Origin of the sequence: Streptomyces niger (assembly GCF_000718305.1) — a bacterium.
Taxonomy (GTDB): Bacteria; Actinomycetota; Actinomycetes; order Streptomycetales; family Streptomycetaceae; genus Streptomyces; species Streptomyces niger.
Genome location: NZ_JOFQ01000021.1, coordinates 79,440 through 94,457, shown reverse-complemented (window position 1 = coordinate 94,457; position 15,018 = coordinate 79,440). Strand labels below are relative to the sequence as shown.

At 72.1% G+C, this 15,018-nt stretch carries 14 protein-coding genes and 1 pseudogene; 7 read left to right on the top strand and 8 right to left on the bottom strand.

What is annotated here, in order from left to right; genetic code table 11:
* Window positions 1–496: pseudogene (locus IF20_RS30595) on the top strand (urocanate hydratase); the annotation flags it as partial.
* Between the two features lie 78 nt (window positions 497–574).
* Here IF20_RS30595 and IF20_RS30590 read toward each other — a convergent pair.
* Window positions 575–2,011: an amino acid permease gene (locus IF20_RS30590; RefSeq protein ID WP_052868633.1), complete on the bottom strand. Its 1,437-nt coding sequence runs from the start codon at window positions 2,009–2,011 to the stop codon at window positions 575–577.
* 185 nt (window positions 2,012–2,196) lie between these two features.
* Between IF20_RS30590 and IF20_RS30585 the strand changes: the two genes are divergently transcribed.
* Window positions 2,197–3,015: an IclR family transcriptional regulator gene (locus IF20_RS30585; RefSeq protein WP_052868632.1), complete on the top strand. Its 819-nt coding sequence runs from the start codon at window positions 2,197–2,199 to the stop codon at window positions 3,013–3,015.
* Window positions 3,016–3,073: 58 nt separating this feature from the next.
* On the opposite strand, the gene hutC is transcribed toward IF20_RS30585, so the two are convergent.
* Window positions 3,074–3,829: a histidine utilization repressor gene (gene hutC, locus IF20_RS30580; RefSeq protein WP_234426877.1), complete on the bottom strand. Its 756-nt coding sequence runs from the start codon at window positions 3,827–3,829 to the stop codon at window positions 3,074–3,076.
* A gap of 162 nt (window positions 3,830–3,991) precedes the next feature.
* On the opposite strand from hutC, the gene hutG reads away from it, so the two are divergent.
* A complete protein-coding gene (hutG, locus tag IF20_RS30575) occupies window positions 3,992–5,059 on the top strand; it encodes a formimidoylglutamase (RefSeq protein WP_234426876.1) in 1,068 nt (355 codons plus the stop codon).
* On the opposite strand, the gene IF20_RS30570 is transcribed toward hutG, so the two are convergent.
* The 4 genes from IF20_RS30570 to IF20_RS30555 all read right to left on the bottom strand — a co-directional run bounded on the left by IF20_RS30570 (window position 5,011) and on the right by IF20_RS30555 (window position 9,205).
* Window positions 5,011–6,081: a response regulator transcription factor gene (locus IF20_RS30570; protein ID WP_052868630.1), complete on the bottom strand. Its 1,071-nt coding sequence runs from the start codon at window positions 6,079–6,081 to the stop codon at window positions 5,011–5,013. The genes hutG and IF20_RS30570 overlap by 49 nt on opposite strands.
* A gap of 232 nt (window positions 6,082–6,313) precedes the next feature.
* Entirely contained in the window at window positions 6,314–7,369 is a 1,056-nt protein-coding gene (locus tag IF20_RS30565) for a sensor histidine kinase (protein WP_052868629.1), read from the bottom strand.
* A complete protein-coding gene (gene kaiC, locus IF20_RS30560) occupies window positions 7,362–8,906 on the bottom strand; it encodes a circadian clock protein KaiC (RefSeq protein ID WP_052868628.1) in 1,545 nt (514 codons plus the stop codon). The genes IF20_RS30565 and kaiC overlap by 8 nt, the downstream gene beginning before the upstream one ends.
* Window positions 8,903–9,205, bottom strand: coding sequence for a circadian clock KaiB family protein (locus IF20_RS30555; RefSeq protein ID WP_052868627.1), 303 nt, complete (start codon window positions 9,203–9,205; stop codon window positions 8,903–8,905). The genes kaiC and IF20_RS30555 overlap by 4 nt, the downstream gene beginning before the upstream one ends.
* A 212-nt stretch (window positions 9,206–9,417) precedes the next feature.
* Here IF20_RS30555 and IF20_RS30550 point away from each other — a divergent pair, with 212 nt between their 5' ends.
* Both IF20_RS30550 and IF20_RS30545 read left to right on the top strand, forming a co-directional pair.
* A complete protein-coding gene (locus tag IF20_RS30550; protein WP_052868643.1) occupies window positions 9,418–10,059 on the top strand; it encodes a response regulator in 642 nt (213 codons plus the stop codon).
* A gap of 127 nt (window positions 10,060–10,186) precedes the next feature.
* Window positions 10,187–10,888 carry an ANTAR domain-containing protein gene (locus IF20_RS30545; RefSeq protein WP_199896798.1) on the top strand — a complete coding sequence of 234 codons (702 nt, stop codon included), beginning with the start codon at window positions 10,187–10,189 and terminating at the stop codon, window positions 10,886–10,888.
* A 54-nt stretch (window positions 10,889–10,942) separates the two neighbouring features.
* Here IF20_RS30545 and hemC read toward each other — a convergent pair whose 3' ends face one another.
* Window positions 10,943–11,878 carry a hydroxymethylbilane synthase gene (gene hemC, locus IF20_RS30540; RefSeq protein WP_052868625.1) on the bottom strand — a complete coding sequence of 312 codons (936 nt, stop codon included), beginning with the start codon at window positions 11,876–11,878 and terminating at the stop codon, window positions 10,943–10,945.
* Window positions 11,879–12,230: 352 nt separating this feature from the next.
* On the opposite strand from hemC, the gene IF20_RS30535 reads away from it, so the two are divergent.
* A complete protein-coding gene (locus IF20_RS30535) occupies window positions 12,231–12,833 on the top strand; it encodes a transglycosylase SLT domain-containing protein (protein WP_199896797.1) in 603 nt (200 codons plus the stop codon).
* Here IF20_RS30535 and IF20_RS30530 read toward each other — a convergent pair.
* Entirely contained in the window at window positions 12,830–13,234 is a 405-nt protein-coding gene (locus IF20_RS30530) for an ArsR/SmtB family transcription factor (RefSeq protein ID WP_052868623.1), read from the bottom strand. The two genes, IF20_RS30535 and IF20_RS30530, sit on opposite strands and share 4 nt — an antisense overlap.
* Window positions 13,235–13,426: 192 nt before the next feature.
* Between IF20_RS30530 and IF20_RS30525 the strand changes: the two genes are divergently transcribed.
* Window positions 13,427–14,863 (top strand): MFS transporter, encoded by a 1,437-nt coding sequence (locus IF20_RS30525; RefSeq protein WP_052868622.1) that lies wholly within the window; start codon window positions 13,427–13,429, stop codon window positions 14,861–14,863.
* Window positions 14,864–15,018: the final 155 nt, after the last annotated feature.

Sequence of the window (15,018 nt, the reverse complement as noted above, 5' to 3'; positions counted from 1 at the left end):
GGCGGGTGAGCGGGTGCACTTCCAGGGGCTGCCGGCCCGGATCTGCTGGCTGGGTTACGGCGAGCGGGACAAGGCCGGTGAGCGGTTCAACGACATGGTCGCCGATGGCACGCTCCAGGCCCCGCTCGCGATCGGTCGGGATCACCTGGACTGCGGCTCCGTCGCGTCCCCGTACCGGGAGACCGAGGCCATGCTCGACGGCTCCGACGCCATCGCGGACTGGCCGCTGCTGAACGCCATGGTCAACGTCGCCTCGGGCGCGTCCTGGGTGTCGCTGCACCACGGTGGCGGCGTCGGCATGGGCCGCTCCATCCACGCCGGTCAGGTGTCCGTCGCCGACGGCACCAAGCTCGCCGGCGAGAAGATCCGCCGTGTGCTGACCAATGACCCGGGGATGGGCGTCATCCGGCACGTGGACGCCGGTTACGACATCGCCGACACGGTTGCCGACGAGCGGGGCGTGCGTATCCCGATGCGCGAGAACCCCTCCGCGTAACCGTTTTCTGCCGGGGGAGGCCGCCGCCAAGGGCGTCGGAGGCCTCCCCCGGCATCTTTTCAGAAGCCTCGGGGGTGATCAGTCCCGTGCCGGCGCGGGAGTTTCCACCGGATTTTCCATCGGGAATTCGGCGACGCCGGAGGCGGCGGAGCGCGGACGGAGCCAGAGGAAATGCACCACCGACAGCAAGGCCAGCCAGACGGCCCCTACGATCAGCGCGACCCGGGTTTCCGTGGAGAATGCGAGCAGCACCATCACCGCGGCCATGAAGACCATGGCGATGATCTGTCCGTACGGCCAGAACGGGACCTTGTAGGCGAGTTCGGCCGTCTCTTGCTCCGGCATCTTCCGCCGGGCCGCGTACTGGCTCGCGAGAATCATCAGCCAGACCCAGACGGTCGCGAACGTGGCGATCGAGGAAATGATGAGGAAGATGTTCTCGGGCATGGTGTAGTTCAGCACCACGCCGAGCAGCAGCGCGCCGATCATGATGGCGACGGTCATCGTCGGCACGCCGTTGCGCGAGAGGCGGCGCATGACGGCCGGGGCCTGGCCGCGCTCGGCCATGCCGTACATGATGCGGCCGGCCGCGAAGATGTCGCTGTTGATGGCGGAGAGCGCGGCCACGATGACGACGACGTTCAGTACGGCGGCCGCGGACTTGATGCCGAGGCCGGCGAAGATCTGCACGAACGGGCTGCCGTCCGAGCCGATGTCCTGCCAGGAATTGAGCGACATGAGAACGGCGAGCGTCAGCACGTAGAAGAAGACGATGCGCAGCGGAATGGAGTTCACCGCGCTCGGAATGGTCTTCTCCGGGTTCTCCGCCTCGCCGGCCGTGACGCCGATGACCTCGGTGCCGCCGAAGGCGAACATCACGACGGCGAAGGACATGATGAGGCCCTCGGTGCCGTGCGCGAAGAATCCGCCGTGGTTCCAGAGATTGGAGACCCCGACGTGCATTTCGCCGCCGCCGATACCGAAGACGAGGATGGCGAGCCCGCCCACGATCATCGCGCAGATGGCGACGATCTTCACCAGCGAGAGCCAGAATTCCAGCTCACCGAAGACCTTGACGCTGAAGAGATTCAGTACGCCGATGATGCCGATGGCGGCCAGCACCCAGATCCAGCGCGGCACATCGGGGAACCAGAATCCCATGTAGACGCCGAGCGCGGTGACGTCGGCGATACAGACGATGACCATTTCGAAGGCATAGGTCCAGCCGGTCGAGAATCCCGCGAACGGGCCGAGATACCGGGTGGCGTACTCGCCGAAGGAACCCGCGCACGGATGGTTCACCGCCATCTCGCCGAGCGACCGCAGTACGAGGAAGACGGCCGCGCCGCCGATCAGGTAGGCCAGCAGCACCGCGGGGCCGCCGGCCTGGATGGCTTCCGAGGAGCCGTAGAAGAGGCCGGTGCCGATCGCCGACCCGAGGGCGATGAAGCGGATGTGCCGGGACCGCAGTCCTCGGTGCAGCGTTGTTGGTTCGGCGGTTTTTTCGGTGCTCACAAGATGCCCTCTCCTTCGGGAACAGCACGCCCGTCCCTGACGTGCGACATGGGCCGTCGCCTGGCGGGAGCGGCTGTCGCCGCCTCTCACTTGAACACAGGCGCCGCATGTATATGCCTGTATAGACAGGACCGTCAAGGGTCGATCCGGGAAATGTGCAGGCCGATGGGGACGGGGGCGCGGCGATGAAAGAGCCCGGTACGGCGGCCGTGTCCAGCGCCTCGCCGGCCGTCGGTCGCGCGCTGGACATCCTCACCCACCTCGCCGGCCGCTCCGGCCCCGTGCGGGTCGCGACGCTCGCCCGCGACCTCGGCATCCCGCGCTCGTCGGCGTACCACATCCTCACCGTGCTGGCCGGCCGCGGCTTCGTCACCTACCTCCCGCACGAGCAGGCCTACGGCCTGGGCGTCGCGGCCTTCGAGATCGGCTCCGCCTACCTCCGGCACGAGCCGCTCGAACGGCTCGCCCGCCCGATCCTGCGCACCCTCGCCGGCCGCCTCGCGCAACCCGTCCACCTCGGGGTGCTGCACGGCGCGGAGACCGTGTACCTGCTCAAGGAGCAGCCCGCGGCGGCGCGCCCCGGCGCCGGCACGGTGCCGCTGGTCACCGAGGTCGGCGTGCGGCTCCCGGCACACCTGACGGCCAGCGGCCGGGCGCTTCTGGCGCACGTCGGCGAGGCCCAGCTCAAGGCGCTCTTCCCGCGCCCCGGCGACCTCATCACCCGCACCGGCAAGGGGCCGCGGTCGCTGGGCGAGCTGCGCGACCTGCTGGCCAGGGACCGGGCGCGCGGCTGGTCGGAGGAGACCGAGCTGGTCTCGGCGGGGTTCCGCTCGGTCGGGGTGGCGGCGTTCGACCACCACGGGCGACCGGTGGCCGCGCTGAGCAGCACCTGGTACCGCAACCACCGGCCGCGCGACGAGGCGTACGTCCGTGACCTGCTGCGCAAGGGCGCGGCGCGGCTCACGCACGCGATCTCGGGCCGCGCCCCCACCGTGCAGCCGTAGCCGCCGGCCGCGCCCCCACCGGGCGCCGTAGCCGCCGGCGAAGCCCTCCCCGGGCCCGTCAGCGGTTGTCGAAGGTGCCCTGCAGCCGGTAGCGGGACCCCGGGTGCAGCAGCCGCGCGATGCTCACCAGCGCGTCGCCCGACCAGGTGCGGCGGTGGATCAGCAGGCACGGCTCGGACTCGGGGACGCCGAGGACGGCGCACTCCTCGGAGGAGGGCAGCACCGCCTCCACCACGTGCTCGCCGCGGCCCAGCGGCGCCACCTCGGACAGGAACGTGAACGGGGTCCGCCGGGTGAAGTCCTGCTCCAGGTAGCCGGGCGCGAAGTCCGGATGGACGTACCGGTCCTCCAGCTGGATGGCCACGTCGTCCTCGAAGTGCACCACCCGGGACCGGAAGACCCGGCGCCCGGCGCCCGGCCCGAACTGCGCGGCGACCTCCTGGTCGGCGGTCTCCGCCCGGACGTACAGCACCTCGGCGCGGTACCGGTGCCCGCGGTGGCGCACCTCGTCGGCGATGTTGTGCACCTCGACCAGCGCCGAACTGCCCTTGTGCAGCGCCACGAAGCTGCCCACGCCCATCACCCGGCGGATCAGGCCCTGCCCCGCCAGCTCCCGCAGCGCGCGGTTGACCGTCATCCGGGACAGCCCCAGCGACTCCACGAACTGGTTCTCCGAGGGGAGCGGGTCGCCCTCCCGCCACCGCCCGCTCATGATCTGCTCGGTGACGAGGTCCTTCACACGCTGGTAAGCGGGCGCCGAACGGGACTCCTGCGCGTGGTACCGCCGCGCGAGGTCAGCAGCCTCCCCGGACACGCCGTTCACCGTCCCTCGCACTTGTGGTCGCACGCTCCTCGCGGGCGACGCGGGAACCGGAATCCTAGTGGGTCTCGGATCCGAGGAACCGGGCCGTCCCCCCTGGCCCGGAGCCCGGCGCGCGGGTGTGATGGCGGCGGAACACCGAGGAGCTGAGGAACCGTGACGAGCACCGTGCAGCAGGCCGCCCGCGCCACCGACCAGGACCCGGCAGCGCGCCCGGAGGAGTGGGCGGCGGACGCGCCCGCCGAACCGTGGACCGGCCGCGACGACGGCCCCGGCGTCGAGCACCTGCGCTGGCACCACGCGGTGACGCCGTACCCGGCGGCCGACCCGGCCGGCGACTGGGACGCGGCCTTCGTCGGCTTCCGCAGCGACGAGGGGGTACGCCGCAACAAGGGGCGCCCCGGTGCCGCCGACGGGCCGGCCGCGCTGCGCCGCGCGCTCGCCCCGATGGCCCTGCAGACCCCGCTGCGCGCCCTGGACGCGGGCGACGTCGAGGTCGGCGACGGTGACCTGGCGGCCGGCCAGCGGCGCCTGGGCCGCGCCGTCACGGCCCTCCTGGACCGCGGGCGCCCGGTGACCGTGCTGGGCGGCGGCCACGAGGTGGCGTACGGCAGCTACCTCGGGATCGCCGACAGCCGTGCGCTCCGCGACGGCGCCCGCCTCGGCGTGCTCAACCTCGACGCGCACTTCGACCTGCGCGACGACGTCCGGCCCAGCTCCGGCACGCCGTTCCTGCAGATGGCGCAGGACGAGGCGACCGCCGGCCGGGAACCGAACTACTGGGTGCTCGGGGTGAGCGCGCCGAGCAACACCGAGCGGCTGTACCGCACCGCCGACCGACTCGGCGTGCGCTACCTCCCCGACACCGGCTGCGGCCTGCTGCACATGCACCGCGTCGACGCCTTCGTGGACGACTTCCTCGCGAGCTGCGACCTGGTGCACCTCTCCATCGACCTGGACGTGCTGCCCGCCGCCGTGGCACCGGGCGTCAGCGCCCCCGCCGCGTACGGCGTCTCGCTGGAGGTGGTGGAACACGTCTGCGCGAAGATCGCCGCTGCCGGCCGGCCGGTCGTCTGCGACGTCGCCGAGCTCAACCCGGACCTGGACATCGACCACCGCACGGCCCGCACCGGCGCGCGTCTGGTGCACCGCGTCCTGACGAGTGCGGTCGCCGGTCAGGTGTCGGTGCCGGGCGGGCCGAGTCGCGCGGGGTTCGGCAGGTAGAGCCCCCGGGCCAGGACCCGCACGGCGATCTGGGTGCGGGAGGCGGCCCCGAGCTTGGGCAGGACGTGCTCGATGTGCGCGGCGACCGTGCGCTCGGCGATGTGCAGCGTGGAGGCGATGCGCTGATTGGTGCAGCCCTCCACGACGAGCCCGGCGATCTGCAGCTCCCGTCGGGTCAGCCCGTACAGCTCACCGGCCGGCGACAGCAGGACCACGGCCACCACGTCGTACGGCGGACACGGCCCGCAGGACAGGACGGTCACCCGGGTGTACGCGGACCGCTGCCCGACGGTGGACGGTTGGAGGAAGTCCAGGTGCGCCGTCCGCGCGGCGATGACGGCGGCCAGGACCAGTACCGGCGAACCGGTCCGCAGCGACGAGTGGCCGGGCAGCCCGGGCAGCGGCAGCGCCCGGCCGGAGCGGCACAGCGCGACCCCGGCCGTACACCCCGCCAGCAGCTCGGCAGCGGCGGCCGGCGCGCGCAGCGGATCCACCGCGTCGGCCATCGACGGGGCGAGCCCGCGCAGCAGGGCGCGGACGGCGGGCGGCGGGGACGGGGCGGCGCCGCCGAGGAGCACGACGAACCCGAGATAGCGCCGGCCGCTCGTGAACAGGCCCACCAGCACGGCATGGGGCAGTCCCGAGCGGCCCAGGTGGTGCCGCCAGCCGGGCAGGTGTCCCGGGCCGTCACCGTGGTGGCACACGTGCACGGCCGCCGCCGGACCGCACGCGGCGATCCGGTCGCTGTCCCGTAGCGCCGCCCGGCCGGTGGCCGCCGTGCGCAGCCGTCCGGCGCCGTCCCGTTCCGCCACCGTGACCAGCAGCCGCGTCTGCGGGACCAGCAGGACGACGGCGCCCGCTTCGTACGGTACGAGCCGGCGGAGCCGGTCCAGCACCGCGCCCGCGCGCAGCACCGGCAGACCGGGCGCGGACGCGATCCGCCCCACGGCCAGTGCGTGGGCCGCCGCGCCCGGGTCCGGTACCGCCCTCCCCTCGGTGGGTGCATCGGCAGAACTGCCCATCGCCCCGCCTCCCGTGACCTGCTCTCATGGAGAGCAGAGTGAGTACGGTCCGGCCATGTGCCGTCACCGGTGGCCCCAGGTCGGGCAGCCACTCCGGCGCCGTCGGTCGCTCCCCGGACCCCGGACGCCGGCGGTGCTGTGCCGAGGCGGGGCCCGGTGCGCTCAGCGTGCTCCGCACGGACGCGGTCCGGAACCCCCCATCCGGGTGGGTACGCGCGCGGCGCGGGACGGCTCACCGGCCGGGCGCGCGGGGCAGCCGCAGCCGAAAGCATGAACCGCCGTGCGGAGCCGGCTCGTACCAGACGTCGCCCCCGTTGGCCCGGGCCAGCGCGCGGACCACCCACAGACCCAGCCCCGCGCCCTCACCCTGCCGCTCCGTGCCCGGCCCACGACTGAACCGCTCGAACAGCCGAGGTACGAAGTCGGCCGGCACCCCGTCGCCGTGGTCGCACACCGAGACCTCCAGCCACCGTTGATCGCGGGCCACCACCCGGGTGACGACCGGCGGGCGGCCGTGGGTGAAGGCGTTCTCCAGACAGTTGGTGAACATCTCCGAGAACGCCAGCCGGTCCACCCGCGCCACCAGGTCGGGCGAGCACGACAGCCGGACCGCCTCGGCCTCCTCCGTGACATCACCCAGCCGCTCGATCAGGAACGGCAGGACGCGAATGTCCTCGGGAACGGCGTGCGGGGCGCCGGCATCGATGCGCGCCGCGGTGAGCAGCTTGCGCACCAGCGCCTGGAGGTGGGCGATGCGTTCGGCGATCCGGTTCATGGCCTCGGTCCGCGTCTGCTCCGAGAGCTCCGCCCGGCGGTCGCGCAGCGTGTCGACGAGCACGGCGACGGCGGCCAGCGGGTTGTGCAGCTGGTGGGCGGCCACCGCCACGATCACGTTCTGCCGCTCCAGCGCCGCTTCGAGCGCGCGCTGGGCCTGCCGCCGCCGGGTGATGTCGCGCAGCGCCGCGACGTGCAGCGTCTCGGACTCCAGCAGGGCGGTGGTGACCCGCATCTCCACCACCCGCACTCGTCTCTCCGGGAGCATCAGGTCGATGGTGGTCTCCCCGACGACGAGGGGGAAGCCGAACTCCCTGCCGACGAGTTCGTCGGCGGACCGGTCGAACAGCTCCTCGGCGGCCGGGTTGCAGAACAGGATGCGCCCGTTCGCGTCGACCGCCAGGATGCCGTCCGCCGTCGCCGAGACGATCACCTCCCGGATGTCGTCGGGGCCGGTGCCGTGATTCCCGTCCGCGGCCGCGCCGCCGGGGCGCGGAGGAGTGTTGTCAGCCATCGAGGTCCACCCGTGGGGCCGGCGCACGACGGTCGGCCGCGCCGTACGGGTCGGCCGTGAACACGGGCTCGCCGTATCCGGCCAGTACGGAGGAGACGCCGTGCAGCGGGTCACCGATGTGCAAACCCGCACTGTCGAGGAGGACTTCGCGGATGCGGTGGTCGTGGGCCGAGCCGCGGGTCTGCAACACCGCGATCGCCCGGTGCGCCCGGCCCGCCATCTCCACGTAGCGCAGCAGGACCGACACATCGGTGAGGCTGTCGATCCGTGCGGCGATGCCCAGGCCGGCGCTGGACGCCGTACGGTCGGCGGGCAGGGAAGTGAGCAGGGCGGTGATGGCACGGGGCCGCAGCACCGCGCCCAGCGCGACGAAGAAGTCCAGCAGCGCCCGCGGGGTGGCGATGCGCTCCAGCGCGGAGAGGGTGTCGATGACCAGCCGCGCGGGCCGGAACTCCTCCACCACCCGCCGCACCAGGATGAAGTGGTCCTCCAGCGACGAGGTCTCGGGATACTCGGACACCACTTGCAGCAGGCCGGTCGCCTCCATGGCGGACAGGTCCATGCCCCAGCCTGACGCGTTGCGGTTCAACTGCTGGCGGGTCTCGTCGAAGGTGTACAGCAGGCAGCGCTCGCCCGCCTCCACGCCGGCGGCGACGAACCGCAGCGCGGTCAGCGTCTTGCCGACCCCCGTCGGGCCGGTGAGCAGGATCATCGCGTCGCGGTAGACCCCGCCGCCGCACATCTCGTCCAGATCCGGGAGGCCGGTGGAGACCCGGTCGCGGACCACGGCACCCTCGTGCGGCGCGAGGAACGCCAGGGGGACGATGACGATGCCGTCCCGTGGGTCGATGGTGAACAGCCATTCGCCGGTACGGTGCGGGCCGCCGCGGAGCTTGACGATCTCCAGGGTCCGGCGCCGCCGTTCCTGGATCAGGTTGTTGCGCAGCACGATGACGTTGTTCAGGGCGAACTCCTCCACGCCGAACCGGGAGATGCTGCCGTACTCCGTCTCCCGCTCCGTGGTGATCACCGAGGTGACGCCGAGCGACTCCAGGGACTCCGCCACGCGCAGCAGTTCCTGCCGGACGGTGGCCTGGCCGGGGAAGCGCAGGAAGACCGTGCCCAGCGAGTCCATCGAGACCCGTTTGGCGCCGATCGTGTGGACGGCGTGGCCGATCCTGGCCGCCAGCGCGTGGAAGTCGTACGCGCCGATGATGGCCCCCTCCTCCGTGCTCGTGGCGGAGGCGTCGACGAAGGCCCATTTCCCGTCCCGCTCCCACTCCGCGATCGTGAGCCCCAGCGAGAGCGCGTTGCTCCGGATGTCCGCCGGCGGTTCTTCGAAGGTGACGAACACCCCCGGCTCGTCGTGGACCTGTATCCCCCGGGCGAGGAACTCGGTGGCGAACAGTGTCTTGCCGCTGCCGGCCGTGCCGGTGACGAGCGTGCACCGGCCCGCGGGCAGCCCGCCCAGCGCGACCTGGTCGAAGCCGTTGATGGCGGTGGCCACCCGTGAGACCGGTCCGTTGCCCGATGTCATGGCCGTACCTCCTCGGAGTGGGGGCTGGCGTTCGGCAGGCCCAGGGCGAGGGCGGTACGGGGATGGTCGGAGAGGTCACCGATGACCCGCCGCTGCGGGGACGGGCTGAGCCTGATGACCGTGGGGGTGGCCAGGATCCGCTCCTCCTCCGCCAGTTCGGGGCGCTCGACGGCATCCACGATCTGGAGGTCGTACCGATGGCGCAGCCGGCTGTCGCACAGCAGACGCAGGTTGGCCACGGCTTCCTGGGACCGGACGGTCTGCCCGGCGATGAAGAGCCTGAACGAGTAAGTGGTCACGTGGGACGATCTCCTGCTACCTGTCGTCCGCTGGTACTCGGGGCGGAGCAGCCCTCGGTGCTCCTCCACTGTCCTCCGGACGGCGGCCCGTCGCCAGACCGGACCGGCATTCCGGTTCGCCGGAACGAGCGGTCCGGAGATCCGGCGGTGCCCCGCGCGGGCGGTGGAGCCGGACTAGGCTTGGATCCGGTCGACAGGGTGGGGTGGCCACGATGACCAAGGTGCTGGTGGTCGAGGACCAGCGGGCGCTCGCCGACGCGTTGGAGCTGGCCATCGCCGCCCAGCCGGACCTGGAGTGCGTGGGCGCGGTCGGCACGGTCGATGCCGCGCTGCCGCTGGCCGCCGCGGGCGCGGACACCGTCCTGATGGACGTTCACCTCCCGGGCAGCGACGGCATCGAAGGGACCGTGGCGCTCAAGGCGGCGCACCCCGATATCCGCGTGCTGATCCTCACCGGGGACACCGACCCCGCGGTGCTCGCCGCCGCCACGGCGGCCGGTGCCGCCGGGTTCCTGTCCAAGTCCAGCGCGCTGTCCGACATCCTCGCCGCGGTGCGGGCGCCGGCCGGCGGGCCCCTCTTGGTCGAGAGCGCAGCGCTGGCGGCACTGCTCGGCCCGGCCGGCGGCGGGAACGGGGCGGAGGCGGCGGTGCCGGCACGCCTGACGGCACGTGAACGGGAAGTGCTGCGGCTGCTGGGGGAGGGGATGAGTCCCCGGACGATCGCCGAACGCCTCGTCATCAGCCCGCACACCGCCCGTGGCCATGTGAAGAACGTGCTGATGAAACTGGGCGCCCACAGCCAGCTGGAAGCGGTGGTCGCGGCCACGCGCGCCGGGTTGCTGCCCGGTGACTGAAATCCGACCCGTTTGAGGGGTACGGTCCGGACCGTTTGCGGGTTTCTCGCCGGGCGACCCGCCGCCTAAGTTCGGAGACGGGGCGGGACGTCACGGTAGAACCGTGGGAAGGCAGGTGTCCGAGGCGATGATCGATCAGAAACGGGCCTTCGCCGAAGTGTCGGGGTTCGCAGCTGCCCTCGCGACCACCCCTTCCGTCAGCGACGTGCTGCAGGACCTCGCGCAGCGTTCCGCCGCCGCGCTCGCCGTACGGAGCACCGGGGTCTTCCTCGTACGGGCTGGGGAACTGCACCCCGTCGGCGCGCTGGACGGGATGGCGGCCGAGCTGGCCGACGTCCAGACGCAGGAGCGCTGCGGACCGTGCGTCGAAGCGCTGCGCACCGTGCGGCCGGTCACCGTCGCCGACCTGGCGCGGGACGCGGCGCGGTGGCCCGGCTACGGCGAACGGGTGCTCGAACTGGGCGTGGCGGCGACCGCCAGCCTGCCGCTGCACGCCCACGGCGAGGCGCTCGGGACGCTGGACCTCTACCACACCGCGCCGCGTCCCTGGCCCGCCACCGACCTCGCCTGCCTACGGGTGCTGATCGACATGGCCGTCGGCTACTTCACGGTGGCCGCCGACCGGGACCACCAGCGCCGGCTGGCGGACCAGCTGCAGCACGCGCTCGACAGCAGGGTCGTCATCGAACAGGCCAAGGGCATGCTCGCGGCCGAGCGTCGGATCCCGACCGGAGAGGCGTTCGAGCTGCTGCGCGGGTACGCGCGCCACCACCGTGCCAAGCTGCGCGACACGGCCGAGGCGGTCGTCGACGGCGGTCTGCGCCCCTGACGACGCGGCGGCGAGGTGCGCGCCGGGCAACACGCGCCGCTCGGCTGCGGCGCGTCAGTGCGGAATACCGTCGATCAGTTCGCGGGCGCCCTGGCGGAGCAGCGCGACGGCGACCGAGGTGCCCAGGGTGGCGGGGTCCAGCCGACCCGCCCACTCGTGGGCGTTCAGGACGGTCTTGCCGTCGGGGGTGAACACGCAGGCCCGGAGCGACAGGTCGCCGCCGCGTTCGGCCCTGGCGTACCCGGCGATGGGGGAGTTGCAGTGCCCCTGGAGCACGTGCAGGAACATGCGTTCGGCCTGGGTCTCGCGGTGCGTGCCCGGGTCGCCGAGCCCGGAGAGCGCGTCGATGGTGGCGGCGTCGTCCTCGCGGCACTGAAGGGCCAGCACCCCGGCGCCGATCGGCGGGCACATCGTGTCCACCGACAGGATCTCGGTGATGACGTCGGGACGTCCGATGCGGTGCAGTCCGGACACCGCGAGAAGCAGCGCGTCGGCGTCCCCGGCGTGCAGCTTCTCCATCCGGCGGTTGGCGTTGCCGCGCATCGGCACCGTCTCCAGATGCGGGTGGGTCGCGGCGAGCTGGGCGCGGCGGCGCACGGAGGAGGTGCCGATGCGGGTGCCCGGCGGCAGTTCGTCGAGGGTGAGCCCACCGGGGTGAATCAGGGCGTCCCGTACGTCGTCCCGCTTGAGGAACGCGGCGAAGGTCGTGCCGGCGGGCAGCGGCCGGTCGGCGGGGATGTCCTTGACGCAGTGCACCGCGACGTCGGCCTCGCCCGACAGAAGGGTGGCGTCGACCTCCTTGGTGAAGGCGCCCTTGCCCTCCACCTGTGAAAGGTCACCCATCCAGCGGTCACCGGTGGTCGTGACCGGGACGACCTCCGTGGCCACGCCCGGGTGCAGCGCGGCCAGTTCGGTACGGACGCGCTCGACCTGGGCCAGGGCCATGGGGGAGGAGCGGGAGACGATACGGATCAGCTCAGGGGCGGACATGGAGCCACGATAGCCCCGCCGGTCCCCTCGCTTCGCCCGGTACCGCCCTCCCCGCCGGCCCGCCCGGCGCCGCTCCGTCCGCACCGGGCACCAAAACTTCGAAGATATCGTCCGACCGGTGGGACCCGCCCGGGACGGACCAACGTCTCGGCGGGTCTTTCTTCCGGCTGATATGACGCCTTCCAAGTGAGCCGGCGGCTCGACGGGAAGGCGATGATTTCCCATGCACATGGCCAGGACTGCGACCACCGCCCTTTCGTCTGTCCTCGCGCTGATAATGCCTGCCGCGATCGCCTTCAAAGGAATGGCGGATACGCGTCCCGGTGAGGCCGGGACGAGGACGGAAGAAACCGTGGCGTACGCCGGGGAAATCCGGGCGCACGCCGTACGCGGGACCCATCGGACGCCCACGGGGCAGCGCCGGAAGATCCGGGTCGCGCGGGACGCGCTGGAGGGGCAGGCCGCCACCTTCGTCGCGGCGGGGCTGACGGAGCAGCGGTACGAAGCCGCGGCACGGGCTTCGAGGTCCAGCTCGCAGGCGCGGACGGCGGCGCTGGAGCGGCAGCGCGCGGAGCGGCGCGCACAGCGGCGCGAGGCGGCCAGGCGGCAGCTGGAGGCCGCCGGCCCGGCGGGCTGGATCCGGGCCTGTCTGCGGGTCACGGGCGTACCGGGGCACTGGTACGGGGGATTGTGGACGATTGCCCGACGGGAATCCGGATTCGACCCCCACGCTTTCAACGGATGGGACGCGAATGCGGTGTCCGGTGAGCCGTCCAGGGGACTTTTCCAGACCACGTGGCCGACTTTCCGGGCCCACCATCAATCCGGTACGTCATGGAACATCAACGACCCGGTGGCGAACTGCGCGGCGGCCGTGAATTACATCAAGTCCCAGTACGGCGACATCGCCCGCGTGCAGCAGGCGAACGGGTCCAGCGCGCCCAAGGGGTATTAGCGCGACGACCGGCTGACGGCCGGGCTCCGTCGGCCCTGGGCGGAGGAGGCGTCGCGCCCCGGCTCCGCCGCCGCCTCTCGACGGGCCGCGTCGATGACGGCGTCGAGCAGGCCGGGGTACGCCCGGTCCAGGTCGGCGCGGCGCAGGGAGTTGAGCTTCACCGTGCCCACGTAGTGCTGCCGGATGATGCCTGCGCGCCTCAGCACCTTGAAGTGGTGGGCGCTGGTGGACCTGGTGACGTTGATGTCGAAGGTCCCGCACGCGATGTCCCGTTCCGCGTCGGCGAGCTGCCGGACGATGCTGCGTCGGACCGGGTCCACCAGCGCTTCCAGTACGCCTTGGAGTGCGATGTCCTCGGCGGCGACGTGATCGTTGATGCGCCCGGTGGTCTCCGTGGCCATCTGTCTCAACTCCTGCCTTCCGACGCCGCTCCCATAGTACGACACCGGTCGTAGGTTGATGACAGTGAAGGTTGACCCCTATCAAGTTTGACAGTCATCGACCTAATGGTTTCAATCATGCCGGGGAGGACCTCCCGGCTGCGGCTCGGGGCCTGCGGTCACCCCCCTGCCCGAGTCCGCCGGAGGAGAGTCATGCCCAGCGCCAAGTCCGAGACCCAGCCGCCAGCCGCTGCGGACGGCCCGCCCCAGCGCGCCGTCGCGCCAGGCCTGCGGTTGACCGCCCTGGCCACCGGCTTCGTCATGGCCGCGCTGGACGTCACCGTCGTGAACGTCGCCGGCGCCGCGATCCAGGAGAACCTCAAGGCCTCGCTGTCCGAACTCACCTGGATCGTCGACGGCTACGTACTGGTCTTCTGCTCGCTGCTGCTGCTGGGCGGCGGCCTGGCCAACCGCCTCGGCGGAAAGAACGTCTACCTGTGGGGCATGGCCGTCTTCTTCGTCGCCTCACTCGGCTGCGCGATCGCTCCGAACGCCGCGGTGCTGATCATCGCCCGCCTCCTGCAGGGCGTGGGCGCGGCGCTCTTCATGCCCAGTTCCCTGTCGCTGCTGGTGTTCTCGTTCCCCGACAAGCGACAGCGCACGCGCATGCTCGGGCTGTGGTCGGCGATCGTGGCCACCTCGGCCGGCCTGGGCCCGACCGTCGGCGGCCTGCTGGTCAGCGCCTTCGGCTGGCAGAGCATCTTCCTCCTGAACCTGCCCATCGGCATCGTCGGCGCGCTGCTGACCAAGCGGTACATCGCACCGACCGAGGCGCACCGCGTCAAGCTCGCCGTTCCCGGACACGTCCTGTGGATCGTGGCGCTCGCCGCGCTGAGCTTCGCGCTCATCGAGGGGCCCCGCCTCGGCTGGGGAGCCGGCGCGATGCTGGTCTCCTACGTCGTGCTGGTCGCCGCCGGTGGCGCACTGGTGGTGCGCGAGCGGCGGGCCGAGAACCTGGTCATGCCGTGGAGCCTGTTCCGCCGCCCGAGCTTCACCGGCGCCAACCTGGTCGGCTTCCTCTTCAACTTCGCGCTCTACGGCAGCATGTTCATGCTCGCCCTGTACCTGCAGCACGCCCAGGGGGCCAGTGCCTTCCAGGCCGGACTCGAACTGCTGCCCATGACGATCTGGTTCCCGCTGGCCAACCTCGTCTACGCCCGCATCTCCGCGCGCTTCTCCAACGGCGCACTGCTGACGCTCTTCCTGCTGGTCGCCGGAGTCGCGTCGCTGACCATGGTCACCGTCACCGCCTCGACCCCCTACTGGGTCGTGGCCGTGGCAGTGGGCATCGCGAACATCGGCGCCGGTGTCATCTCCCCGGGCATGACCGCGGCCCTGGTCGACGCGGCCGGTGCCGAGCACGCGAACGTGGCCGGCTCCGTACTCAACGCCAACCGCCAGATCGGCACGCTGGTCGGTATCGCCGGCATGAGCGTGATGCTCGGCACCGTCTCGGACTGGGACCGCGGCCCGGCCCTGTGCTTCCTGATCGTCGGCGCGGCCTACCTCGCCGGCGCGCTCGGCGCGTGGCTGCTGATCATCCGCCCCGAACGCCTGGAAGCCACCGCCACCGCCGGAGCGGTCGCCTGACCAGCCGTCACCCACCGCAAGAGGCGCTCGGTCCCGACGGACCGAGCGCCTCTTGCCGCACTCCGCCGGTCACCGGCGCGGAGCCGGTGGTGCCGTGCCACTTCGCCGCACCGCCCACAGGCAGCGCAATGCCGTGGAGCTCTGCGCCGATCGAC